The 23629-nt window shown below is 47.6% G+C and carries 37 protein-coding genes and 1 pseudogene; 37 read left to right on the forward strand and 1 reads right to left on the reverse strand.

Annotation, left to right across the window (positions count from 1 at the left end; all coding sequences use genetic code 11):
* Positions 1-65: 65 nt before the first annotated feature.
* The 3 genes and pseudogenes from fusA (at position 66) to ACQ5DJ_RS23260 (ending at position 4542) form a co-directional block, all read left to right on the forward strand.
* On the forward strand, positions 66-2144 hold the full coding sequence (gene fusA, locus ACQ5DJ_RS23250; protein WP_012683979.1) for an elongation factor G: 2079 nt from the start codon (positions 66-68) through the stop codon (positions 2142-2144).
* Between the two features lie 119 nt (positions 2145-2263).
* Positions 2264-3453 (forward strand): annotated as a pseudogene (tuf, locus tag ACQ5DJ_RS23255) (elongation factor Tu).
* A 153-nt stretch (positions 3454-3606) separates the two neighbouring features.
* Positions 3607-4542, forward strand: a complete 936-nt coding sequence (locus tag ACQ5DJ_RS23260) for a DMT family transporter (protein WP_429844517.1) — start codon at positions 3607-3609, stop codon at positions 4540-4542.
* Between the two features lie 25 nt (positions 4543-4567).
* Here ACQ5DJ_RS23260 and ACQ5DJ_RS23265 read toward each other — a convergent pair whose 3' ends face one another.
* Entirely contained in the window at positions 4568-4954 is a 387-nt protein-coding gene (locus ACQ5DJ_RS23265; protein WP_429844518.1) for a globin, read from the reverse strand.
* Positions 4955-5310: 356 nt separating this feature from the next.
* Between ACQ5DJ_RS23265 and rpsJ the strand changes: the two genes are divergently transcribed.
* The 34 genes from rpsJ (at position 5311) to truA (ending at position 23569) form a co-directional block, all read left to right on the forward strand.
* Entirely contained in the window at positions 5311-5619 is a 309-nt protein-coding gene (gene rpsJ, locus ACQ5DJ_RS23270; protein WP_007716236.1) for a 30S ribosomal protein S10, read from the forward strand.
* Positions 5620-5766: 147 nt separating this feature from the next.
* Positions 5767-6396, forward strand: coding sequence for a 50S ribosomal protein L3 (gene rplC / locus ACQ5DJ_RS23275; protein WP_429844519.1), 630 nt, complete (start codon positions 5767-5769; stop codon positions 6394-6396).
* A 15-nt stretch (positions 6397-6411) separates the two neighbouring features.
* Entirely contained in the window at positions 6412-7035 is a 624-nt protein-coding gene (gene rplD, locus ACQ5DJ_RS23280; RefSeq protein WP_173621072.1) for a 50S ribosomal protein L4, read from the forward strand.
* Positions 7035-7325, forward strand: a complete 291-nt coding sequence (gene rplW, locus ACQ5DJ_RS23285; protein WP_007716243.1) for a 50S ribosomal protein L23 — start codon at positions 7035-7037, stop codon at positions 7323-7325. Before rplD ends, rplW begins: the two co-directional genes overlap by 1 nt.
* A gap of 32 nt (positions 7326-7357) precedes the next feature.
* A complete protein-coding gene (gene rplB / locus ACQ5DJ_RS23290) occupies positions 7358-8188 on the forward strand; it encodes a 50S ribosomal protein L2 (RefSeq protein WP_007716245.1) in 831 nt (276 codons plus the stop codon).
* A gap of 49 nt (positions 8189-8237) precedes the next feature.
* Positions 8238-8519 (forward strand): 30S ribosomal protein S19, encoded by a 282-nt coding sequence (rpsS, locus tag ACQ5DJ_RS23295; protein ID WP_007716246.1) that lies wholly within the window; start codon positions 8238-8240, stop codon positions 8517-8519.
* Between the two features lie 29 nt (positions 8520-8548).
* Positions 8549-8881, forward strand: a complete 333-nt coding sequence (gene rplV, locus ACQ5DJ_RS23300; RefSeq protein ID WP_017247049.1) for a 50S ribosomal protein L22 — start codon at positions 8549-8551, stop codon at positions 8879-8881.
* 13 nt (positions 8882-8894) lie between these two features.
* Positions 8895-9557, forward strand: a complete 663-nt coding sequence (gene rpsC / locus ACQ5DJ_RS23305; protein ID WP_007716248.1) for a 30S ribosomal protein S3 — start codon at positions 8895-8897, stop codon at positions 9555-9557.
* A gap of 2 nt (positions 9558-9559) precedes the next feature.
* Complete coding sequence (gene rplP, locus ACQ5DJ_RS23310; protein ID WP_007716249.1) at positions 9560-9994, forward strand: 50S ribosomal protein L16; 435 nt, start codon at positions 9560-9562, stop codon at positions 9992-9994.
* On the forward strand, positions 9984-10181 hold the full coding sequence (gene rpmC / locus ACQ5DJ_RS23315) for a 50S ribosomal protein L29 (protein ID WP_007716250.1): 198 nt from the start codon (positions 9984-9986) through the stop codon (positions 10179-10181). The genes rplP and rpmC overlap by 11 nt, the downstream gene beginning before the upstream one ends.
* 22 nt (positions 10182-10203) lie before the next feature.
* The gene (rpsQ, locus tag ACQ5DJ_RS23320) at positions 10204-10470 is read left to right on the forward strand and encodes a 30S ribosomal protein S17 (RefSeq protein ID WP_007716251.1); all 267 of its coding nucleotides are present in this window, start codon (positions 10204-10206) and stop codon (positions 10468-10470) included.
* A 42-nt stretch (positions 10471-10512) separates the two neighbouring features.
* Positions 10513-10881 (forward strand): 50S ribosomal protein L14, encoded by a 369-nt coding sequence (gene rplN, locus ACQ5DJ_RS23325; RefSeq protein ID WP_017247050.1) that lies wholly within the window; start codon positions 10513-10515, stop codon positions 10879-10881.
* A 49-nt stretch (positions 10882-10930) separates the two neighbouring features.
* Positions 10931-11245, forward strand: coding sequence for a 50S ribosomal protein L24 (gene rplX / locus ACQ5DJ_RS23330; protein ID WP_017247051.1), 315 nt, complete (start codon positions 10931-10933; stop codon positions 11243-11245).
* Positions 11246-11271: 26 nt separating this feature from the next.
* Positions 11272-11814: a 50S ribosomal protein L5 gene (gene rplE / locus ACQ5DJ_RS23335; protein ID WP_137031395.1), complete on the forward strand. Its 543-nt coding sequence runs from the start codon at positions 11272-11274 to the stop codon at positions 11812-11814.
* Positions 11815-11838: 24 nt separating this feature from the next.
* Positions 11839-12024, forward strand: a complete 186-nt coding sequence (locus tag ACQ5DJ_RS23340; protein WP_005828830.1) for a type Z 30S ribosomal protein S14 — start codon at positions 11839-11841, stop codon at positions 12022-12024.
* 27 nt (positions 12025-12051) lie between these two features.
* Complete coding sequence (rpsH, locus tag ACQ5DJ_RS23345; RefSeq protein WP_007716262.1) at positions 12052-12450, forward strand: 30S ribosomal protein S8; 399 nt, start codon at positions 12052-12054, stop codon at positions 12448-12450.
* A 35-nt stretch (positions 12451-12485) separates the two neighbouring features.
* Positions 12486-13022, forward strand: coding sequence for a 50S ribosomal protein L6 (gene rplF, locus ACQ5DJ_RS23350; protein WP_137031394.1), 537 nt, complete (start codon positions 12486-12488; stop codon positions 13020-13022).
* A 32-nt stretch (positions 13023-13054) separates the two neighbouring features.
* Positions 13055-13417 carry a 50S ribosomal protein L18 gene (rplR, locus tag ACQ5DJ_RS23355; RefSeq protein WP_017247053.1) on the forward strand — a complete coding sequence of 121 codons (363 nt, stop codon included), beginning with the start codon at positions 13055-13057 and terminating at the stop codon, positions 13415-13417.
* An 18-nt stretch (positions 13418-13435) separates the two neighbouring features.
* Positions 13436-13933 carry a 30S ribosomal protein S5 gene (rpsE, locus tag ACQ5DJ_RS23360; protein WP_007716268.1) on the forward strand — a complete coding sequence of 166 codons (498 nt, stop codon included), beginning with the start codon at positions 13436-13438 and terminating at the stop codon, positions 13931-13933.
* A gap of 16 nt (positions 13934-13949) precedes the next feature.
* A complete protein-coding gene (gene rpmD, locus ACQ5DJ_RS23365) occupies positions 13950-14135 on the forward strand; it encodes a 50S ribosomal protein L30 (RefSeq protein ID WP_007716270.1) in 186 nt (61 codons plus the stop codon).
* Between the two features lie 33 nt (positions 14136-14168).
* Positions 14169-14609, forward strand: a complete 441-nt coding sequence (rplO, locus tag ACQ5DJ_RS23370) for a 50S ribosomal protein L15 (RefSeq protein ID WP_007716272.1) — start codon at positions 14169-14171, stop codon at positions 14607-14609.
* Positions 14609-15904 carry a preprotein translocase subunit SecY gene (gene secY / locus ACQ5DJ_RS23375; RefSeq protein ID WP_429844520.1) on the forward strand — a complete coding sequence of 432 codons (1296 nt, stop codon included), beginning with the start codon at positions 14609-14611 and terminating at the stop codon, positions 15902-15904. The genes rplO and secY overlap by 1 nt, the downstream gene beginning before the upstream one ends.
* Before the next feature lie 60 nt (positions 15905-15964).
* On the forward strand, positions 15965-16609 hold the full coding sequence (locus ACQ5DJ_RS23380) for an adenylate kinase (protein WP_429844521.1): 645 nt from the start codon (positions 15965-15967) through the stop codon (positions 16607-16609).
* A 6-nt stretch (positions 16610-16615) separates the two neighbouring features.
* A complete protein-coding gene (gene map, locus ACQ5DJ_RS23385; RefSeq protein WP_137031391.1) occupies positions 16616-17362 on the forward strand; it encodes a type I methionyl aminopeptidase in 747 nt (248 codons plus the stop codon).
* Between the two features lie 117 nt (positions 17363-17479).
* Positions 17480-17698, forward strand: coding sequence for a translation initiation factor IF-1 (infA, locus tag ACQ5DJ_RS23390; protein ID WP_003333772.1), 219 nt, complete (start codon positions 17480-17482; stop codon positions 17696-17698).
* 34 nt (positions 17699-17732) lie between these two features.
* A complete protein-coding gene (rpmJ, locus tag ACQ5DJ_RS23395; RefSeq protein ID WP_003333770.1) occupies positions 17733-17846 on the forward strand; it encodes a 50S ribosomal protein L36 in 114 nt (37 codons plus the stop codon).
* A 21-nt stretch (positions 17847-17867) separates the two neighbouring features.
* Positions 17868-18236: a 30S ribosomal protein S13 gene (gene rpsM / locus ACQ5DJ_RS23400; protein WP_017247056.1), complete on the forward strand. Its 369-nt coding sequence runs from the start codon at positions 17868-17870 to the stop codon at positions 18234-18236.
* 16 nt (positions 18237-18252) lie between these two features.
* Positions 18253-18654 (forward strand): 30S ribosomal protein S11, encoded by a 402-nt coding sequence (gene rpsK / locus ACQ5DJ_RS23405; protein ID WP_005828803.1) that lies wholly within the window; start codon positions 18253-18255, stop codon positions 18652-18654.
* Between the two features lie 156 nt (positions 18655-18810).
* On the forward strand, positions 18811-19755 hold the full coding sequence (locus ACQ5DJ_RS23410; RefSeq protein ID WP_017247057.1) for a DNA-directed RNA polymerase subunit alpha: 945 nt from the start codon (positions 18811-18813) through the stop codon (positions 19753-19755).
* A gap of 56 nt (positions 19756-19811) precedes the next feature.
* Positions 19812-20171 carry a 50S ribosomal protein L17 gene (rplQ, locus tag ACQ5DJ_RS23415; protein ID WP_106841276.1) on the forward strand — a complete coding sequence of 120 codons (360 nt, stop codon included), beginning with the start codon at positions 19812-19814 and terminating at the stop codon, positions 20169-20171.
* Positions 20172-20338: 167 nt separating this feature from the next.
* Entirely contained in the window at positions 20339-21190 is an 852-nt protein-coding gene (locus ACQ5DJ_RS23420; protein WP_017247059.1) for an energy-coupling factor transporter ATPase, read from the forward strand.
* Entirely contained in the window at positions 21166-22038 is an 873-nt protein-coding gene (locus ACQ5DJ_RS23425) for an energy-coupling factor transporter ATPase (RefSeq protein WP_429844522.1), read from the forward strand. Before ACQ5DJ_RS23420 ends, ACQ5DJ_RS23425 begins: the two co-directional genes overlap by 25 nt.
* Before the next feature lie 2 nt (positions 22039-22040).
* The gene (locus ACQ5DJ_RS23430; protein WP_012684003.1) at positions 22041-22838 is read left to right on the forward strand and encodes an energy-coupling factor transporter transmembrane component T family protein; all 798 of its coding nucleotides are present in this window, start codon (positions 22041-22043) and stop codon (positions 22836-22838) included.
* Positions 22835-23569 (forward strand): tRNA pseudouridine(38-40) synthase TruA, encoded by a 735-nt coding sequence (gene truA / locus ACQ5DJ_RS23435; protein ID WP_429844523.1) that lies wholly within the window; start codon positions 22835-22837, stop codon positions 23567-23569. The genes ACQ5DJ_RS23430 and truA overlap by 4 nt, the downstream gene beginning before the upstream one ends.
* The last annotated feature ends 60 nt before the right edge of the window (positions 23570-23629 follow it).

Raw genomic sequence — 23629 nt, forward strand, 5'->3', positions numbered from 1 at the left:
TGAATCGGGTGTCCGTATTGGATACCCGTTTATTCTCAAACTCGAGTATGGAAGGAGCATACCTAATGGCTCGCGAGTTCTCTTTGCCGAATACGCGTAATATCGGTATCATGGCTCACATCGATGCTGGTAAGACGACGACTACTGAGCGTATTCTGTTCTACACTGGTCGCGTTCATAAAATTGGTGAGGTGCACGAAGGTGCAGCAACCATGGACTGGATGGAACAAGAGCAAGAGCGTGGTATCACGATCACTTCGGCTGCTACTACTGCTCAATGGAATGGCCATCGAATCAACATTATCGATACGCCAGGCCACGTAGACTTCACTGTAGAAGTTGAGCGCTCCCTGCGCGTTCTTGACGGTGCTGTAACCGTTTTTGACGCAAAAGGTGGCGTTGAGCCGCAAACCGAAACCGTATGGCGCCAAGCTGACCGCTATGGCGTACCACGCATGTGCTACATCAACAAAATGGATATCATGGGTGCTAACTTTGATATGTGCTTGGGTCAGATCAAATCTCGCCTGGGTGCAAATCCTGTAGCTATTCAATATCCAATCGGTGCAGAAGATCAATTCAAAGGTATGGTTGACCTGATCGAAATGAAGGCAATCGTATATACCGATGATTTGGGTAAAACTTCTGACTCTGCTGAAATCCCTGCTGACCTGCTCGCTCGTTGCGAAGAACTTCGCATGGCGATGGTTGAGGCAGCTGCAGAACAAGACGAAGAGCTCATGATGAAGTACTTGGAAGGCGAAGAGCTGACCAACGACGAAATCCGTGCTGCTCTGCGTAAGGGTACTATCGACTGCAAACTGACGCCGGTAATGTGCGGTTCTTCTTACAAGAACAAAGGTGTTCAGCCTATGCTGGACAACGTAGTTGCTTACCTGCCGTCTCCGGTAGATATCCCTGCAATTAAAGGTACATTGCCAGATACTGAAGATGAAGTTGATCGTCCAGCTGACGACAACGGTCCGTTCTCTGCTCTTGCGTTCAAGATCATGACTGACCCGTATGTTGGTCGTTTGACTTTCTTCCGCGTATACTCCGGTGTACTGAACTCCGGTTCTTACGTTCTCAACTCTACCAAGGGTAAACGTGAGCGCGTTGGCCGTATCCTGCAAATGCACGCAAACCACCGTGAAGAGATCACAACGGTTTACTCCGGTGACATTGCTGCAGCTGTAGGTTTGAAAGATACAACAACTGGTGATACTCTGTGTGATGAAAAGGCTCCTGTAATCCTTGAGTCTATGGACTTCCCAGAGCCAGTTATCTCTGTTGCGATCGAACCAAAATCCAAAGCAGACCAAGACAAGATGGGTATCGGCCTGTCCAAGCTGGCTGAAGAGGATCCAACGTTCAGAACTCGCACAGATGAAGAGACTGGTCAAACTATCATCTCCGGTATGGGTGAGCTTCACCTGGAGATTATCGTAGACCGTCTGAAACGCGAATTTAAAGTTGAGTCGAACGTAGGTGCTCCACAAGTTGCTTACCGTGAAACATTCCGTAACGCAGCAAAAGTGGAAGGTAAATTCGTTCGTCAGTCCGGTGGTCGTGGTCAATACGGTCACGTTTGGGTGGAATTCGCTCCACTCGAAGCTGGTCAAGGCTTCCAATTCGAAAACAAAATCGTTGGTGGTGTAGTACCACGCGAATACATCCCTGCTGTTCAAGCGGGTATCGAAGAGTCCATGAAAAATGGTGTTATCGCCGGCTTCCCGCTGGTTGATATCAAAGCTACTATCGTAGACGGTAGCTACCATGATGTTGACTCCAACGAGATGGCATTTAAAGTAGCAGGTTCTCTCGCTCTGAAAGAAGCTGCGAAAAAATGTGGCGCTGTACTGCTCGAGCCAATCATGAAAGTAGAAGTTACAATGCCAGAAGAGTACATGGGCGACGTTATGGGCGACCTGAACTCCCGCCGCGGTCGTATCGAAGGTATGGAAGCTCGTGCAAATGCACAAGTAATCCGTGCAATGGTACCACTGTCCGAGATGTTTGGTTACTCCACAATTCTTCGTTCCCGTACTCAAGGCCGTGGCGTTTACTCCATGGTGATCGACCACTACGAAGAAGTACCTAAATTTATCGCTGAAGAGATCATCAAGAAATCTAAAGGCGAATAATTACAGGTTACAGCTTTATCTTGCAATCAGAAAGGTTTACAATATGGAAGGGACAACCATTCGTAAGGTAAACCTTTCTTCAAACCATAAAACCCTTTCTATAAGGAGGCTTTTCTCTCATGGCAAAAGCGAAATTTGAGCGTAATAAACCACACGTTAACATTGGTACTATTGGTCACGTTGACATGGTAAAACTACCCTGACTGCTGCTATTACAACTGTATTGGCACAGAGCGGTAAAGCACAAGCTATGAACTATGCTGCAATTGACGCTGCTCCAGAAGAAAAAGAGCGCGGTATCACAATCAACACTGCTCACGTTGAGTACGAAACTGACAACCGTCACTATGCTCACGTTGACTGCCCTGGTCACGCTGACTACGTGAAAAACATGATTACTGGTGCTGCTCAAATGGACGGCGCTATCCTGGTTGTATCCGCAGCTGATGGCCCTATGCCACAAACTCGCGAGCACATCCTGCTCTCCAAGCAAGTAGGCGTACCTTACATCGTAGTATTCATGAACAAATGCGACATGGTAGACGATGAAGAGTTGTTGGAACTGGTTGAAATGGAAATCCGTGACCTGTTGTCTCAATATGAGTTCCCAGGTGACGACACTCCAGTAATCAAAGGTTCTGCTAAAGAAGCTTTGGATAACCCAACTGGTGACTGGGCTAAGAAAATTGTTGAGCTGATGGAAGCTGTAGATTCCTACATCCCAACTCCTGAGCGCGCAACTGACAAGCCGTTCCTGATGCCTGTAGAGGACGTGTTCACGATCACTGGTCGTGGTACTGTTGCTACTGGTCGCGTAGAGCGCGGTGTAGTAAAAGTTGGTGACCAAGTTGAGATCATCGGTTTGGCTGAAGAAACTAAAAACACAACTGTAACTGGTGTTGAGATGTTCCGCAAATTGCTGGATTCCGCTCAAGCTGGTGACAACATCGGTGCTCTTCTTCGCGGTGTAGACCGTAACGACATCGAGCGTGGACAATGCTTGGCGAAACCAGGTTCCGTTAAGCCTTACACGAAGTTCAAAGCAGAAGTTTACGTTCTGTCCAAAGAAGAAGGCGGACGTCACACTCCTTTCTTTGCTAACTACCGTCCACAATTCTACTTCCGTACAACTGACGTAACAGGTATCATCCAACTGCCAGAAGGCGTTGAAATGATCATGCCTGGCGACAACACTGAGTTCACTGTAGAACTGATCGCTCCTGTAGCGATGGAACAAGGTACTCGCTTCGCGATCCGCGAAGGTGGCCGTACAGTAGGCGCAGGCGTTGTAGCTTCTATCGACGCTTAGGTTTTACTGATACACAAAACCCGACAACTTTGGTTGTCGGGTTTTTTTATGTGCATTTATCGAACTTTTAAATAACTCCCATCAAAATCATTCAATTTTCCTCTCGTAGCAATATGCTACAATACCATCAGGATTGGATGGGGGATATTAGAGATGAAAAATAATGAGCGATTATTATTTCTTATGCTTGCGGGTGTTGTCACGCTGTGGGGCTTGAACGTTGTCATGGTCAAGTATTTAACAACGTTTCCTCCATTATATGTCGCGGCTATACGCATGACTGTCGGTGGAATCTGTTTATCGCCACTCATCTTCTTATACCGAAAAAGTTTGCGATTTAGCAAAACAGATTGGTTCTTGTTGGCCGGAGTTGGTGCTAGTTCTATTGCGCTTCATCAAATAACGCTTGCAGCTGGTGTTCAATACACAACAGCAGGAAATGCATCGCTTATTCTTGGATTAAATCCGTTGGCAACGGCACTCTTGGCGATGCTTTTCTTAGGGGAAGGCATGTCGTTGAAAAAAGGGCTTGGCATTGGGATGGGTTTTTTCGGAGTGTTGATTGTCGTCATCTCTCAGCACGGAGGTCTTCATATGAATGGCTGGGGAGATGCCATTATGTTTTTCTCCATGCTTATGTATGTAACGGGTGGTTTACTCATACGAAAATTGGTCGTAAGAGGTATACCGGTTCTTTTAATTACGGCTTTATCACAAATGTTTGGGGTCATCTTCTTATGGGGAGTAGCATTGACTGTCCAACCTGTATCCTATTATCTCTCTTTGGACGTTTCTTCGTTCCAGTGGCTTGTGATATTTGCTTCAGGTGCGCTATCAACGGCGTTAGGCTCGATCGGCTGGAACTATGGGATACGTCAACTGGGGGCAAGTCGAACGGCTGTTTTCCTAAATGGAATGCCAATGGCCAGTTTGGTATTTGCAGCGATATTCCTGGGAGAAAGCCTTCAACTCGTACACTTGCTGGCGTTGTGTATGATAGTCGGCGGTGTTTATTTGGGAACGCGTAGTCTAGTGAGACCGAAAGTTACGAGTACGGCAGCAACCTCTGATCTAACAACAAAAGCGTAGGACAGTAATTGTCCTACGCTTTTTCTTATTGTTCCCACTTATTGACCATATGGTGGGCAGTTAAACGCAAGCGATCAAAGATTTGTTTTCGAATCTCGCCTTCGAGTCCAGTCAGATCCATGGCTTTATCCATACAAGCGAGCCAAGCCTCTGCTTGTATAGGTCCAATAGGGAACGGCATGTGTCGTGCTCGCAGCATCGGATGACCATGCGCGTCCGAATAAAGGCTTGGACCACCGAGAAACTGTGTCAAAAACTGATATTGACGCTCCTTCACTTCGGATAAATCGTCAGGGAAGAGGTCGGTAATGTCAGGATGCTGCTTTACCAGATCGTAAAAGGTATCGACAAGACGGGCCAAGGTATCTGCACCGCCGATGATTTCATAAGGGGTTTGATTCACATCAGACACTGAGGAAAACCTCCATTTCATAACGATTACAACCATAAGTATAACGTCTTCCTTCTATTATAGATAGATTACTCAGCGAGTTGGCAGGTAATCCCGCTTGCCTTTCTTCCCGGAAATCTGTAAGATGATCAAGGTGAGCGATTCAGTAAGCACACCATGTACAAAAAAATATGCGGAAACCCAAGAAAAAACTTGCGTTGCCCAGATCTTTTTAGTACAATATTGAATGTTGGTCATGGACTTGCGATGATGTGGGAGGTTGCTGACACACCCGGGCCCTTTGCCATGACTGGGGTGCAGGATATTTCCACGGAGAAATGTCTGTTTAAAAAATGGGCGAAAAAGGAGGGACTTCAATGGCAAAGCAAAAGATTCGTATTCGTTTGAAGGCGTATGATCACAAAATCCTGGATCAGTCCGCAGAGAAAATCGTGGACACTGCGAAGCGTTCCGGTGCTAACGTATCCGGTCCAATTCCACTTCCTACGGAGAAAGCAATTTACACGATCCTGCGTGCGGTTCATAAGTACAAAGATTCTCGTGAGCAATTCGAGATGCGTACACATAAACGTTTGATCGATATCTTGAATCCAACACCACAAACAGTAGATGCTCTGATGCGTCTGGATCTGCCATCTGGTGTGGACATCGAGATTAAACTGTAAGGTCCCAAAAAGCGATACACGCGCAGACGTTGTCTTGATAAGCGTGTTATACCAAGCAACAAACCCTTAAATGGCACCCCTGCGCATCGATGGGGACTTGATACAACATAAAACGTTTTACTGAAATAAGCACAGGAGGTGGCACAAATGACCAAAGGAATCTTAGGGAAAAAACTTGGAATGAGTCAAGTTTTTGGTCCAAACGGAACAGCGATTGCTGTAACGGTTATCGAAGCAGGTTCTAACGTAGTTCTTCAGAAGAAAGACGTTGCGAACGACGGTTATGAAGCAATTCAAATCGGCTTCGAAGACAAAAAAGAACAGCGCGCTAACAAGCCGGAAAAAGGCCATGCAGCAAAAGCTAACACTGCTCCTAAGCGCTTCGTTCGCGAAATTCGCGGAGTAAACCTCGCTGACTATGAGGTTGGTCAAGAGTTGAAGGCTGACATTTTTGCTGAGGGAGAATTCGTTGACGTTGCCGGCGTAACCAAGGGTAAAGGTTTCCAAGGTGCGATCAAACGTCACAATCAATCCCGCGGTCCTATGGCTCACGGTTCACGCTACCATCGCCGCCCAGGTTCTTTGGGTGCTGTCGATCCAGGTCGTGTATTTAAAGGCCAAACCCTGCCAGGTCAAATGGGTGGAGACAATGTTACCATTCAAAACCTGGAAGTGGTTCAAGTTATCGCAGAACGCAACTTGATTCTCGTGAAAGGCTCCGTGCCTGGTCCGAAAAACGGCTGCGTACTGGTGTCCACGGCAGTCAAGAAGAACTAGAAAGGAGGAACTGACATGCCGAAAGTAGCTCTTTATAACCAAAGCGGTTCTCAAGTTGGCGAAATCGATCTGGCAGACAGCGTATTTGGGATTGAGCCTAACAGCGCAGTTCTGTACGATGCGATCGTGATGCAACAAGCATCCCAACGCCAAGGTACACATGATGTAAAGAACCGTTCTGAAGTTCGTGGTGGTGGCCGCAAGCCATGGCGCCAAAAAGGTACAGGACGTGCACGCCAAGGTTCCATTCGCTCTCCGCAATGGAAAGGTGGCGGTGTTGTATTCGGTCCAACTCCGCGCAAATACGGTTACAAACTGAACCGTAAAGTTCGCCGTTTGGCACTGAAATCCGCACTCTCCGCAAAAGTACAAAGCAATGAAATGTTGGTTTTGGAAGCTCTGAACATTGCAGCTCCTAAAACTAAAGAAATGACAGTTGTTCTGAACAACTTGAAAGCAGATCGCAAAGTTCTGATCGTTACTTCCGAGTACGACCAAAACGTAGCTCTTGCTTCTCGCAATATTCCAGGTGCAAAAATCGTAGATGCTGCAGGCATTAACGTTCTTGATCTGGTAGCGCATGACAAAGTAATCGTGACGAAAGAAGCGATTGCGAAAGTAGAGGAGGTGCTCGCATAATGAAGAGCCTTCATGATGTCCTTAAACGCCCTGTCATTACCGAGCGCACCACCGATATGATGGCTGAGAAAAAGTACGTATTCGAAGTACCTCTCAAAGCCAACAAGACAGAAATCAAACAAGCAGTTGAAAAAGTATTTGGCGTAAAAGTAGAAGCAGTTAACACAGTTCGTGTACCTGCTAAACCAAAACGCTACGGAAAATACTCCGGTTACACATCCGAGTGGAAGAAAGCAATCGTTAAGCTGACTGATGACAGCAAAGAATTGGCCTTCTACGAGGGAGTATAACCTCGACGACTACCGAAAAGGAGGGTATTAACATGGGTATCAAAAAGTTTAAACCGACTTCTCCTGGTCGTCGCCAAATGACGGTTTCTACTTTCGAGGAGATCACCACGTCGACTCCCGAAAAATCCTTGTTGGCGCCTCTCAGCAAAAAAGCTGGTCGCAACAACCAAGGTAGAATTACCGTTCGTCATCAAGGTGGCGGTCACAAACGTAAATACCGTATTATCGACTTCAAACGTAACAAAGATGGTATCATTGGTCGCGTAGCAACCATTGAATACGATCCAAACCGTTCCGCTAACATCGCACTGATCAACTATGCAGACGGTGAAAAGCGTTACATTATCGCTCCACAAAACCTGAAAGTGGGCGACCAGATTGTATCCGGAGCAGATGCCGACATCAAAATCGGTAACGCACTGCCAATGGAGAAAATCCCGGTAGGTACTACCATCCACAACATCGAGCTGAAACCTGGTAAAGGTGGCCAATTGGTTCGCGCTGCTGGTACTTCTGCTCAATTGCTTGGTCGTGATGGTGAATTCGTAATCGTACGCCTGTCTTCCGGTGAAACTCGCCGCATTCATAACGTATGCCGCGCTACCATCGGTCAAGTAGGTAACCAAGATCACGAATTGCTGAACATCGGTAAAGCAGGACGTTCCCGCTGGTTGGGTATTCGCCCGACAGTTCGCGGTAGCGTAATGAACCCTAACGATCACCCACACGGTGGTGGTGAAGGTCGCGCTCCAATCGGTCGTAAGGCTCCTGTTACTCCTTGGGGTAAACCAACCCTGGGTCTCAAGACTCGTAAGAAGAAAAACAAGTCCGACCAGTACATCATCCGCCGCCGTAAAAAGTAAGGTAGGCTGATACTATAACCGAACGCCTTTGGCGAAGGGAGGTTCACTAATGGGACGTAGCTTAAAAAAGGGTCCTTTCGTGGATGACCACTTGATGAAAAAAGTTGACGAGCAAAATGAAAAGAACGAGAAACGCGTGATCAAAACATGGTCTCGCCGTTCCACCATCTTCCCTGATTTCGTAGGACACACGTTTGCAGTTTACGATGGCCGCAAACATGTACCTGTATACGTATCGGAAGACATGGTTGGTCATAAATTGGGTGAATTCGCACCAACTCGTACCTTCAAGGGTCACGTCGACAACGACAAGAAGTCCAAGAAGCGCTAATTTTCTCTTGACAGAGAGGAGGTACAAAGATGGAAGCAAAAGCAGTTGCACGCAATATTCGTATCGCGTCTCGTAAAGTCCGCCTGGTGGTTGACTTGATCAGAGGCAAGCAAGTAGGTGAAGCTTTGGCGATCTTGAAACACACGCCAAAGGCAGCTTCTCCAGTTGTTGAAAAGCTCCTGAAGTCGGCTATTGCAAACGCTGAGCACAACTATGAGCTGGATCCAAATAGCTTGGTAGTTGGCAAAATCTTCGTAGACCAAGGTCCTACGTTGAAGCGTTTCCGTCCGCGCGCTATGGGTCGCGCTAGCCGCATCCATAAACGCACGAGCCACATCACAGTGGTACTAAACGAGAAATAAGGAGGGATTACGTGTGGGTCAAAAGGTAAGCCCGGTAGGTCTTCGGATCGGTGTCATTCGTGACTGGGAGTCCAAATGGTACGCTGACAAGGACTTCGCAACTCTGTTGCACGAAGACTTGAAAATCCGTAAGTATGTAAAAGGGCGTCTGAAGGATGCTGCTGTATCCACGATCGAAATCGAACGCGCAGCTAATCGCGTGAACGTTACGATTCACACCGCTAAGCCTGGTATGGTAATTGGTAAAGGTGGTTCAGAGGTTGAAACTCTGCGCAAAACTTTGACCGAACTGACTGGCAAACGCGTTCATATCAACATCAACGAAGTAAAACGTCCGGATCTGGATGCTACTCTGGTAGCTGAAAATATTGCACGCCAATTGGAAAACCGCATTTCTTTCCGCCGTGCGCAAAAGCAATCGATTACTCGTTCGCTGCGCTCTGGTGCTAAAGGTATCAAAACCTTGGTAAGCGGTCGTCTTGGCGGCGCGGACATCGCACGTTCTGAAGGTTACAGCGAAGGTACTGTTCCGCTTCACACATTGCGCGCTGACATCGACTACGGTACTGCTGAAGCACATACCACTTATGGTCGCATCGGTGTTAAAGTGTGGATCTATCGTGGAGAAGTCCTTCCAGCGAGAAAGAACGTCGCTACTGAGGAAGGAGGCAAGTAATCATGTTGACGCCAAAACGCGTGAAACACCGTAAACAACACCGCGGGAAAATGGCAGGTAACGCAAAAGGCGGTACCACTGTTGCGTTCGGTGAATACGGATTGCAAGCAATGGAACCATCTTGGGTAACCAACCGTCAAATCGAGGCTGCCCGTATTGCAATGACCCGTTACATTAAACGTGGTGGTAAAGTCTGGATTAAAATTTTCCCTGACAAACCAGTTACACAAAAACCGCTCGAAGTACGGATGGGTTCCGGTAAAGGTTCTCCTGAGAAATGGGTAGCGGTAGTGAAGCCAGGCAAGATCATGTTCGAACTTGCTGGTGTTCCTGAAGAAGTCGCTCGCGAAGCTATGCGTCTGGCTATGCACAAACTGCCTATCAAGTGCAAGTTCGTGAAGCGTGAAGAAGTGGGTGGTGACGCACATGAAGGCTAATGAGTACCGTAATTTGACCACTGCCGAGCTAGAACAAAACGTTACTTCTTTGAAAGAAGAGTTGTTCAACCTTCGTTTCCAGTTGGCTACGGGTCAACTCGAAACCACATCTCGTATCAAACAAGTGCGTAAGGATATTGCTCGTGCGAAAACCGTCCTGCGCCAGAGAGAATTGGGAATCGGCTAATTATAGGAAGGAGGTTTGAACGATGACCGCAGATCGCAATATGCGTCGAACCGTTGTAGGTCGCGTCGTTTCCGACAAGATGGATAAAACCATTGTTGTTCTTGTTGAAACTTACAAGACACACCCATTGTACGGTAAACGCATGAAATTCTCCAAAAAGTTCAAGGCTCACGATGAGAACAACGCAGCAAAAGTTGGCGACATCGTAGAAATCATGGAAACTCGTCCATTGTCTAAAGACAAGCGTTTCCGTATGGTACGTATCGTTGAAGAGGCAGTAATCGTATAAGTCAGATTTTCGGATAGATAAATCCGAAAGGAGGAACAGTAAATGATCCAAACTCAAACGAGATTGGCTGTTGCTGACAACTCCGGTGCTAAGGAACTCATGTGCATCAAGGTTCTGGGTGGTTCCGGTCGCAAAACGGCGAACATCGGGGATGTTATCGTGTGCTCCGTAAAATCCGCTACACCCGGCGGCGTTGTCAAGAAAGGTCAAGTAGTTAAAGCGGTTGTAGTACGCACAGCAAGTGGCGTTCGTCGTAACGATGGTTCTTACATCAAGTTCGATGAGAATGCAGCTGTAGTTATCAAAGACGATCAATCCCCTCGTGGAACTCGTATCTTTGGACCTGTGGCTCGTGAGCTCCGCGATAAGGATTTCATGAAGATCATCTCTCTGGCTCCAGAGGTTATCTAATTGAACGGAAAAACTCAGGCAGTTTGTTCGATAGGAGGTGCACCAAGCGATGCACGTTAAAAAAGGCGACACTGTTATCGTAAATGCGGGCAAAGATAAAGGCAAAAAAGGTCGCGTTCTCGCTGCTTATCCGAAGAAAGAACGCGTTCTGGTTGAAGGTATCAACCTCGTGAAGAAACACAGCCGTCCGTCCCAAGCTAACCCGCAAGGTGGCATTGTGACTCAAGAAGCAGCTATTCACGTATCCAACGTGTCTTTGATCGATCCGAAGTCCGGAAAAGCTACTCGCATCGGTTACAAAGTATTGGATAGCGGCAAGAAAGTTCGGTACGCGAAAAAGTCTGGCGAAGTACTCGACAAGTAGTCAGGTTGGAAAGGAGGATATCCTAGATGGCAACAAGATTGAAAGAAAAGTATACGAGCGAAATCGTGCCTGGTTTGATGAGCAAGTTCAACTACACTTCCATCATGCAAGTGCCGAAAGTAGAAAAGATCATCATCAATATGGGTGTTGGCGAAGCGGTAGCTAACGCTAAGTCCTTGGATACTGCAATTGAAGACCTGCAAATCATCGCTGGTCAAAAGCCTGTATTAACAAAGGCTAAGAAATCCATCGCGGGTTTCAAATTGCGTGAAGGTATGCCGATCGGTGCGAAGGTTACTCTGCGCGGCGAGCGTATGTACCACTTCCTCGACAAATTGATGAACGTATCTCTCCCGCGTGTTCGTGACTTCCGTGGAATTTCTTCCAAGGCATTTGACGGTCGCGGTAACTATACACTTGGTCTGAAGGAACAACTGATCTTCCCTGAGATCGAGTACGATAAAATTGATAAAGTTCGTGGTATGGACATCGTTATTGTTACTTCCGCGAAAACGGATGAGGAAGCTCGTGAGTTGCTGACTCAAATGGGTATGCCATTCCGTAAATAAACCCACTCGTAAGGAGGGAAGAATGTGGCAAAGAAATCAATGATCATCAAGCAACAGCGGCAGCCGAAGTTTGCAGTACGCGCGTACACTCGTTGCGAGCGTTGCGGACGTCCTCACTCCGTATTGCGCAAATTCAAACTCTGCCGTATTTGCTTCCGTGAACTTGCTTATAAAGGTCAAATTCCAGGCGTGAAAAAAGCAAGCTGGTAATTTGAAACGGGAAGGAGGTTTTCTCTCATGGTTATGACTGATCCAATCGCAGATATGTTGACACGAATTCGTAACGCCAACATGGTTCGCCACGAGAAAGTGGAAATCCCGGCGTCCACCATCAAGAAGGAAATCGCGCGCATTCTGAAAGAAGAAGGCTTCATCCGCGATGCGGAGTTTGTTGAAGACAACAAACAAGGAATCATCCGCGTATTCCTGAAATATGGTGCGAGCAACGAGCGCGTCATCACAGGTCTGAAACGTATCTCCAAGCCAGGACTTCGTGTTTATGCAAAGAACAATGAAGTACCTAAGGTTTTGGGTGGTCTCGGTTGCGCGATCATCTCTACATCCACTGGTGTAATGACTGACAAGCAAGCTCGTCAAGCTCATGTAGGTGGAGAGGTTCTCGCATACATTTGGTAATTAACAGATTGTAAATAGCACAGGAGGTGCACCACATGTCTCGTGTCGGTAGAAAACCGATCGTGGTCCCTGCAGGCGTTACCCTCACTCTGAACGGTACTGAGCTGACGGTAAAAGGCCCTAAGGGTCAACTCGTTCGTAGCTTCCATGAAGATATCAAAATCAACATCGCTGAAAACGAAGTAGTAGTAGAGCGTCCAAGCGATAACAAACTTCACCGTTCCCTGCATGGTACGACTCGTGCGCTGGTATCCAACATGGTAACTGGCGTATCTGAAGGCTTCACTCGTACCTTGGAACTGGTCGGTGTAGGTTACCGTGCTGCTAAGACTGGCAACGGTGTTACTCTCTCTCTTGGTTTCTCCCACCCAGTGGAAGTTACTCCAGAAGAGGGTATCGAAATCGACGTACCTAACCAAACGACTCTGATTGTTAAAGGTATCAACAAAGAGCGTGTAGGCCAAATTGCTGCTGAGATTCGTTCCCTGCGCAAACCTGAGCCATACAAAGGTAAAGGTATCAAGTACAGCAATGAAGTTGTTCGTCGTAAAGAAGGTAAAAAAGGTAAATAAGCTTCTAGCTTCATGAGAAAGGAGGCCGCTTAATGTTTACGAAAGCTGATAAAAACAAAGCTCGGAAAAAACGTCATTTGCGAATCCGCAAACGCGTGATTGGTTCTACCATTCGCCCGCGTCTGAACGTATTCCGTTCTTCTAAGCACATCTACGCTCAATTGATCGACGATGCAACTGGCGTAACACTGGTATCTGCATCTTCTTTGGATAAAGAGCTGGGCCTGAATAATGGCGCTAACGTGGAAGCTGCTACAGCTGTTGGCACACTGATCGCTAAGCGTGCACAAGAAAAAGGTGCGACTGAAGTGATTTTTGACCGCGGTGGTTACATCTATCATGGACGTATTAAAGCACTGGCAGAAGCAGCTCGTGAAGCTGGTCTGCAATTCTAACAACAAGGAGGGTAAGGAATGCGTATCGACCCTAGCAAATTAGAGCTCGAAGAAAAAGTAGTCGCAGTTAACCGTGTAGCAAAAACGGTTAAAGGTGGACGTCGTATGAGCTTCAGCGCCTTGGTTGTTGTGGGAGACCGTAACGGCCACGTAGGTGCTGGTATGGGTAAAGCTCAAGAAGTTCCAGACGCCATTCGCAAAGCGATTGACGATGCTAAGAAAAAATTGATCCGTGTACCGATGAGAGGAACAACTGTTCCGCACCAAGTACTGTGCCAATTTGGCGCTGGTAAGGTTCTCATCAAGCCTGCTGCCCCTGGTACAGGAGTTATCGCTGGTGGACCTGTTCGTGCCGTACTCGAACTGGCTGGTGTAGGCGATATTTTGAGTAAGTCTCTTGGTTCCAACAATCCTATCAACATGGTCAACGCTACGCTGGAAGGCCTCGGTCGTCTGAAAACAGCGGAAGATGTCGCGAAATTGCGCGGTAAGACTGTTGACGAGTTGTTGGGTTAATAAGGAGGGAATGAAAATGGCAAAATTGCAAATCACCCTCAAACGCAGCTTGATTGGTCGCACTGTTGACCAACAAGACACTGTAAAAGCTCTGGGTCTTCGCAAAATCAACTCCACTGTAGTGAAGGAAGATAACGCTGCAATCCGTGGAATGGTTTTCAAAGTGAAGCACTTGGTTGAAGTGAAAGAAGTAGAAGCTTAATTGATCATCTCAATTAGTTAGGAGGTGCAACGTATGAAATTGCATGAACTGCAACCTGCAGAAGGATCCCGTCACACTCGTAAGCGCATCGGTCGCGGTATTGGTAGCGGTACTGGCAAAACTGCTGGTAAAGGTCACAAAGGTCAAAACGCTCGTTCCGGCGGAGGTGTTCGCCCAGGATTCGAGGGTGGTCAAAACCCATTGTACCGTCGTCTGCCTAAGCGTGGTTTCACTAACATCAGCCGCAAAGAATTTGCGATTGTTAGCTTGGACGCGCTGAACCGTTTCGAAGAGGGCACTGTAGTAACACCTGAGCTGTTGAAAGAAACAGGTGTTATCAGCGCGCTGCGCGACGGTGTTAAGGTTCTTGCTAACGGTGAACTGACTGTGAAGCTGACTGTAAAAGCTCACAAGTTCTCCGGAGCAGCTGCTGAGAAGATCGCTCAAGTCGGTGGAACAACCGAGGTGATCTAATGTTAGCGTCCTTAACTAACATTTTCAAAATTAGCGACCTTCGTCGCAAGATCCTTTTTACGCTCATGATGCTGGTTGTTTTCCGGATCGGAAGCTTTGTGCCAGTTCCTAACGTAAATGTCGAGTTGTTTCAGCAGAATACAAACCAACTACTGGGCTTGTTGAACACCTTCTCAGGTGGAGCACTGCATAACTTCTCGATTTTTGCCATGGGTATCATGCCGTACATTACGGCATCGATTATCATGCAGCTGATGTCCATGGATGTTGTGCCTAAGCTTACGCAATGGGCTCGTGAAGGGGAAGTTGGCCGTCGCAAGATTGCCACCGTTACCCGTTACGCTACCATCATCCTTGGTTTGATTCAGTCTGTAGGTATGACGATTGGATTCAACAATATGGCGCCTGGATTGCTAAACGACACATCGGTTAGTAGCTATGCACTCATTGCGTTGACTTTGACGGCTGGGACCGCATTCATGATGTGGATGGGGGAACAGATTACGGAGAATGGTATCGGTAACGGGATTTCGATCCTGATCGTTGCCGGGATCGTTGCTGGATTGCCTAATGCAGCTGCGACGATTTACACCACGATGTTTGGTGATCCATCTGTAAATGTCTTTTTCAGCATCGTCAAGGTTCTGCTTATCCTATTGGTGGTCCTCGCCATTATTGTCGGGGTTATCTTTATGCAGCAAGGACTTCGTAAGATTCCAGTGCAATATGCGAAACGAGTGGTTGGACGCAAAATGTACGGTGGTCAATCTACCCACATTCCGCTGAAAATCAACTCCGCTGGTGTTATTCCTGTTATCTTTGCGGTATCGCTGGTAATGTTCCCGTCAACGCTTGCTCAGTTCTGGGTGGATGCATCTGGACAAGGATTTGCTAACTGGATTTATCAGAACTTCCAAGTCAACAAACCATTAGGAATGACGCTCTACGCTATCTTGATTCTCGGATTCACCTACTTCTACACATTCGTACAGATCAACCCTGTACAAATGGCAGAAAACATGAGAAAAAATGGCGGTTACATTCCTGGTATCCGACCTGGTAAAAACACTGAGGTATTCATTACTCGTACATTAAACCGGTTAACATTGGCGGGCGCTTTGTTCTTGATGCTAATTGCGATTTTGCCATTCTTCTTCGGTAGTATTGCAAACTTGCCGCAATCCATTTTCATCGGCGGTACATCGCTCTTGATCGTGGTCGGGGTATGCTTGGATACAATGAAGCAGATTGAAAGTCAAATGATCAAACGCCACTACCAAGGGTTTATTAAGTAATGACTTAGATGTTTACAGAAAAGCTTCTGTAGCTTTTTTGATGGGACGGAGGGAATGGACGTGAATATAATTCTGATGGGACTGCCTGGAGCCGGCAAAGGGACACAGGCAGAACGTATCGTAAAAGAGTTTGACATCCCGCACATTTCGACTGGCGACATGTTCCGAGCTGCGGTCAAAAACGAAACGCCGCTCGGACTAGAGGCTAAATCCTACATGGATAAAGGTCATCTCGTCCCAGACGAGGTCGTCATTGGTATTGTGCGGGAGCGCCTTTCGATGGAAGATTGCGCAAAGGGATTCCTCTTAGATGGTTTTCCCCGCACAGTTCCTCAGGCGGAAGCGTTGACAGCTACAGTAAAAGAGCTGGGACGCGAAATTGACCATGTAATTAACATCAACGTTCAACGCGAGCAATTGATTGAACGTCTGACCGGTCGCTGGATCTGCCCTGCTTGCGGTGCTAGCTATCACACGATGTTCAATCCTCCAAAAGAGGCTGGCGTATGTGATAAAGATGGTGGTAAGCTGTATCAGCGTGAAGACGACAAGATCGAAGTGGTAACACAACGCCTTGACGTAAATATCGCTCAAACACAGCCACTTATCGACTACTACTCCGCACAGGAACTTCTGCGAGATATCGATGGAGAACAAGATATCCAGGTAGTGTTTGCGGAAATTAAGTCTTTGTTGCGAGGGTAATTGCGAATGATTATCCTAAAGTCGAAAGCAGAACTTGAGGTTATGCGCGAAGCTGGTCGTATCGTCGCACTCACCCATCAAGAACTGGCCAAGGCGATCAAGCCTGGTGTCACGACGAAGCAGCTAGACGAAATTGCCGAGACCTTTATTCGAAGCATGGGAGCAATTCCATCGTTTAAAGGCTATGGTGGCTTTCCAGGAAGTATCTGTGCTTCAGTCAATGAAGAACTCGTACACGGGATCCCAGGTAAACGGGCGTTGCAAGAAGGAGACATCATCAGTATCGACATTGGTGCCCAGTTTCAGGGTTACCATGGCGACTCCGCTTGGACGTACCCGGTCGGTATGATTTCAACAGAAAACCAGAAGCTGCTCAGAGTAACGGAAGAGTCGTTGTACAAGGGGCTTGAAAAAGCTGTTCCGGGTGGACGCTTATCCGATATCTCTCATGCGATTCAGGTTCATGCAGAAGCTGCCGACTTCACACTCGTTCGCGAGTATGTGGGGCATGGGATCGGGCAAAACTTGCACGAAGATCCGCAGGTTCCTAACTACGGCCCTCCTGATCGAGGACCGCGGTTAAAACCAGGCATGGTGTTGGCAATTGAGCCAATGGTAAATGCCGGCGAACGTTATGTCCGCACATTGGAGGACAATTGGACGGTAGTAACAGTGGATCGGAAAACTTGTGCTCATTTTGAACACACCATCGCGATTACGGAAGATGGCTATGAGATTTTTACACGGACATAAAACGGTAGTTCCGAACGGTTCGGGATTGTCGTCCAACGTGTCGACGATAAGTTCGTTGTGTGATCATTTCGCAAAACTCATGGTCCGACTGAGGAGCAGAAGAAAGGAGAGTTTACCATGGCAAAAGATGATGTAATTGAGGTGGAAGGTACGGTAATCGAACCTTTGCCAAATGCTATGTTTCGAGTAGAATTAGAGAATGGACATAAAGTCCTTGCTCACGTCTCTGGAAAAATCCGCATGCACTTTATCCGTATCCTGCCGGGGGATAAAGTAACTGTTGAACTGTCGCCGTACGACTTAACCCGCGGACGTATTACGTACCGCTATAAATAGTAAGCAAAACCCCTAGAAAAGGGAGGCAAGAACCATGAAAGTGAGACCTTCGGTTAAACCGATCTGCGAGAAATGCAAGGTTATCCGTCGCAAAGGTAACGTAATGGTTATTTGTGAAAATCCGAAGCATAAGCAAAAACAAGGGTAAACAAGGAGGTGCTTTTGACACATGGCACGTATTGCAGGCGTAGACTTGCCGCGCGAAAAACGCGTTGAAGTTGCTCTTACCTACATTTTTGGTATTGGCCGCCCCACGTCTCAAAAAATTCTGTCCTCTACTGGAGTAGACGCTAACACTCGTGTTCGCGATTTGACAGAAGACGAAGTAAACAAACTTCGTGAATACATCGACAAAACTGTGAAGGTGGAAGGTGACCTCCGTCGTGAGATCTCCCTCAACATCAAGCGTCTGATGGAAATCGGTTGCTTCCGTGGCATCCGTCATCGTCGTGGACTTCCAGTTCGCGGTCAACGTTCTAAAACAAATGCTCGTACGCGTAAAGGTCCACGCCGTACAGTAGCAAACAAGAAGAAGTAAAGGAGGGTAATCTGACATGGCGAAAAGAAAACAAGCTACAGCAACTCGTACCCGTCGTCGTGACCGTAAGAATGTTGAAGTCGGCGTAGCACACATCCGTTCAACTTTCAACAATACGATCGTCACTATCACGGATCCACACGGTAACGCGATCTCTTGGTCCAGTGCTGGTTCCCTCGGCTTCAAAGGCTCCCGTAAAAGCACTCCATTTGCTGCGCAAATGGCTGCTGAAGCGGCTGCACGCGTTGCAATGGAACACGGCATGCGTTCCCTTGAAGTATCAGTAAAAGGCCCAGGTGCTGGTCGTGAAGCTGCGATCCGTTCCCTGCAAGCTACTGGTCTTGAAGTGAACATGATTAAAGACGTGACGCCAATTCCGCATAACGGTTGCCGTCCACCAAAACGTCGCCGCGTGTAACTGGTTTATATCGTTCAGAACATGTCCATACTAGAATGGTAAATTCTGATTTATAGCTTGTCATGCACGCAAACGGTAAACCGCCGGGGAAATTCCTGAGTGGGCACGTATGCGGCCCACCCCAGGATTTCGACGTTTTGAAGGAGGGTTTGTTTAATGATAGAAATAGAAAAACCAAAAATCGAGGTTGTGGAAGTTAGCGACGACAACTCGTATGGAAAGTTTGTTGTAGAACCTCTAGAGCGCGGATACGGAACTACCCTTGGCAACTCGCTGAGACGAATTCTTCTTTCGTCCTTGCCAGGCGCGGCAGTTCGTACTGTTCAAATCGATGGGGTTCTTCACGAATTCTCCACGATTGAAGGCGTCGTTGAAGATGTAACCGAGATCATCCTGAACATCAAAGGCTTGGCGCTGAAGATCCATTCCGATGAAGAAAAAGTAATCGAGATCGATGCAGAAGGCGAAGGCGTTGTCAAAGCGGGAGATATCCGTGCTGACAGTGATGTGGAGGTCTTAAACCCTGATCTTCATATTGCAACGTTGGCCAATGGCGGTCGTCTGCATATCCGCATGACAGCTGGACGTGGTCGTGGTTATGTTCAATCAGACGGAAACAAATCTGAGGATCTGCCTATTGGTGTGATTCCGATTGATTCCATCTACACGCCGATCAAGCGCGTTAACTATCAAGTGGAAAATACCCGTGTAGGGCAAATGACCAACTATGACAAGTTAACACTTGAGGTTTGGACTAACGGTAGCATCAGTCCGGAAGAAGCCGTGAGTCTCGGCGCAAAAATCATGACGGAGCACCTGAACCTGTTCGTCGGTCTGACTGACGAGGCGAAGGATGCAGAAATCATGGTAGAGAAGGAAGAGGACAAGAAAGAGAAAGTCTTGGAGATGACTATCGAAGAGCTCGATCTTTCCGTTCGTTCCTACAACTGCTTGAAGCGTGCCGGTATTAATACCGTGCAAGAGCTGACGCAGAAGACCGAAGAGGACATGATGAAAGTACGCAATCTGGGGCGCAAATCTCTTGAAGAAGTTCAAGAAAAGTTAGCTGAACTGGGCCTGTCCCTACGCAGCGACGATTAGAATAGCAAACCAAGAAGCAAGCTTTTGTTCTCTCGATTAAGAGGGAGGTAAACCACATGGCACAACGTAAATTGGGTCGTCGTAGCTCAGCTCGTAAAGCGCTGTTCCGCGACTTGGTAACAGACCTGATCATCAACGAGCGCATCGAAACTACAGAGATGAAGGCGAAAGAACTGCGCCCAATCGCTGAAAAAATCATCACGCTCGCGAAACGTGGCGATCTGCATGCTCGCCGTCAAGTTGCTGCTTTCGTTCGCAAAGAAGTTGCGAATGCTGAAGGCCGCGATGCTGTTCAAAAACTGTTCGATGAAATCGCTCCTCGCTTCAAAGAGCGCAACGGTGGATACACTCGTATCCTGAAAACCGGCCCTCGCCGTGGCGACGCTGCTCCAATGGCGTACATCGAATTCGTTTAATACATGTAAACTGGTCGTTTACTCGGGTTTCGGCCTGGTAGATTACCGCGAAAAGGGTGGGGGCAGATCTGGTCATAGGCTGGACTCTGATTCAACCCTTTTTTCCTTTCTCATCGAATTCCTGCTAGTCAGTTCCCTGTGAAGGCTGGGGAGGTTGTGAATGCCTCATGAATGAAGATAACCTGCTGGCATTGCGAGATGTTTCTTATACCTACGATGGTGAGGATGGCCAACGGGTTCCGGTATTACAAGGTGTTGATCTTACCATTCAAAAAGGTTCCTTTGTATCCGTATTGGGTCACAACGGTTCCGGCAAATCAACGATGGCAAAGCTAATGAATGCTCTGTTGCTTCCAGAAGGCGGCACAGTACTTATCAGTGGAATGGATACGAAAGATGGGGAGCTGCTTTGGGAGATCCGACGACATGTTGGCATGGTCTTTCAGAACCCGGACAATCAGATTGTTGGGGCTACTGTGGAGGATGATGTCGCCTTTGGCCTAGAAAACATGGGTGTAGACCCCAAAGAGATGCGAGATCGTATTGATGAGGCGCTCGTTTCTGTAGGGATGGAGTCTTATTTACAGGCACAACCGCATCGTCTGTCTGGGGGTCAAAAGCAACGAGTGGCGATCGCAGGGATTATGGCGATGCGTCCTTCTGTCATCATCTTGGATGAAGCGACAGCGATGCTTGATCCACAAGGGAGAATGGAAGTGCTGAATCTGGCTCGTCAACTGAACCGTGACGAGGGACTCACGATCATTAACATTACCCATTTTCCGGAAGAAGCCATCTATTCGGATAAGGTCATCGTCATGAATGCAGGTGAAGTCCTGATGGAAGGTAAGCCGAGTGAAGTGTTTAATGAGGTAGATCGTTTGAAACAGGTGGGACTGGATGTGCCATTTGCCGTTCGACTGCGACATGCACTTCATTCCAAAGGGATTGATTTACCGTTTGTCCTGCATCAAGAGGAGCTGGTGGAGCACGTATGCAAATTACTTTTGACCAAGTAAGCCATATCTACGCAAAGGGAACACCGTTTGAACGAGTTGCCTTACACAATATTTCGCTGACGATTCCATCCGGTTCGTTTGTCGGAATTATTGGCCACACAGGCTCGGGTAAGTCAACGCTGATTCAGCACTTGAACGGGTTGCTGATGCCTAGTACAGGGCAGATTACCCTGGGTGATGCGGTCATTACTCCAAAGCGGCGATTACCCCATGCTCAAAGGCGCGATATTGGGCTCGTCTTTCAATATCCTGAACATCAGTTGTTTGAAGAAACGGTTGCGAAGGATGTTGCTTTTGGACCGCTCAATTTTGACTTGCCAATGGAAATGGTGGAAGCGCGCGTAAAGGAGTCCCTTGAAATTGTCGGCTTGGATTATGCCACGATCAAGGATCGCTCGCCGTTTCATTTGAGTGGCGGGCAAATGCGACGTGTTGCTTTGGCTGGTGTTCTTGCCATGCAGCCGAAGGTTCTGGTATTGGATGAACCAACTGCGGGTCTTGATCCTGCGGGACGAGTAACGATTCTGGAAGGGATTTACCGGATTCATCGGGAACAAAACCTCACGACACTATTGGTTACGCACAGCATGGAAGAGGCAGCCCGCTATGCAGACTATTTGCTTGTGATGGCACAAGGCCAAGTAGCTTTGCAGGGGAAGCCAGAGGAAGTATTCATGCATGTGGATCGTCTCCGAGAGCTGTCTTTGGATGTACCGGAAACGGTGGCTCTCGTATCGCAAATGAATCAAATGCTGCCGGACAAGGCTAGTCTGCCGTGCTCCCTTTATCGGGAGGAAGAGCTGATTGCCCATCTGCTGGAACGACTGTCCGTACCAAAGGAGGGCTAGGCATGCTGCAGAATATCGCAATTGGTCAATACGTACCAGGGCAATCTTTTTTACATCGTGCAGATCCGCGAAGCAAGCTTCTCTTCATCATCCTTTTTGCTACCTTGATTTTTCTGGCTAACAATACGGTAACGTACGCCATACTCATTGGTTTTACCTTGTATGCTGCACTTCTTTCTAGGCTTTCATTGTCCTATATATTAAAAAGCTTAAAGCCAGTCTGGATCCTGATTTTATTTACCGTCGTCTTGCATATTTTCATCACGAAAGGCGGAACGGTTTACTTTCAGTGGGGATGGTTTACAGTAGAAGAACAGGGAGTTCGCCAGGCGATCTTCATTTCTTTGCGCTTGGGACTTTTGATTCTCATTAGTTCCTTGCTCACACTGACAACCTCTCCAATCGATTTGACAGAAGGGTTGGAGCGTTTACTAGGACCACTAGGGAAGATCGGCATACCGGTTCATGACATAGCCCTGATGATGTCAATTGCACTCCGGTTCATTCCGACCCTGATGGAAGAAACGGATAAGATCATCAAGGCGCAGACCGCCAGAGGAGCCAATTTCACCAGTGGAAGCCTCGTACGCAGAGCCAAGAACCTGATTCCGATCGCGATCCCATTGTTCGTTAGTGCGTTTCGGCGTGCGGAAGAGCTGGCTTTGGCGATGGAAGCGCGTGGCTATCGCGGGGGAGTGGGGAGAACGCGGCTGAATAAACTGACGTTCACGTGGCGTGATGGAATCGTAGCTGTTGTGAGTGTGATCTTGGTAATCGTGATTGGATGGTGGCGTACATGAAGAGACTGCGATGTGTATTGGCATATGACGGAACTGACTTCAGCGGTTTTCAGGTACAGCCAGATCAAGTAACGGTCCAGGGTGAAATTGAAGCCGCATTGAATCGGGTTACCGGAGAGGATATCCAAGTCTCCGGTTCAGGCCGGACAGACGCGGGTGTTCATGCACGCGGTCAAGTGATTCACTTTGACACGTCGAGTAACATTCCGATGGATAAATGGCGGTTTGTGTTGAATAATCAGTTGCCTGATTCTATTGTCATTCGGACAGTCGAAGAGGTCGATGCCTCTTTTCATGCGCGTTTTGACGTGCAAGTAAAAGAATATCGATATTGTATCGACAACAATCCAGTGGCAGATGTATTTCGACATCGTTACGCCGACCATGTCCGGTTTCCGTTAGATGTGGACGCGATGCAGCAGGCTGCTCATTACTTGGTGGGTGAACATGATTTTACTTCCTTTTGCTCGGCAAAGACATACGTCGAGGACAAGGTTCGGACTGTGTACGGGCTCACCGTGGAAAAAATCGGAAACGAGGTATGGGTGACATGCCGAGGCAACGGTTTTTTGTACAACATGGTTCGAATTATTGTGGGGACTTTGGTTGAAGTAGGGCAAGGAAAAAGAAGTCCTGCTGAACTGAGGGAAATCCTCGTCGCATGTGATCGGGAAAAGGCAGGTAAGACAGCACCAGCCATGGGTCTGACCATGTGGGAAGTTGTCTACTAGTTTTCAGATTTCCAACTATTAGACGAACGAGCAGCACTTGACTATGGAGCGTCTATGTAG

The sequence above is a fragment of the Brevibacillus sp. FIR094 genome (genome assembly GCF_050477165.1).
In the GTDB taxonomy this organism is placed as follows: Bacteria; Bacillota; Bacilli; order Brevibacillales; family Brevibacillaceae; genus Brevibacillus.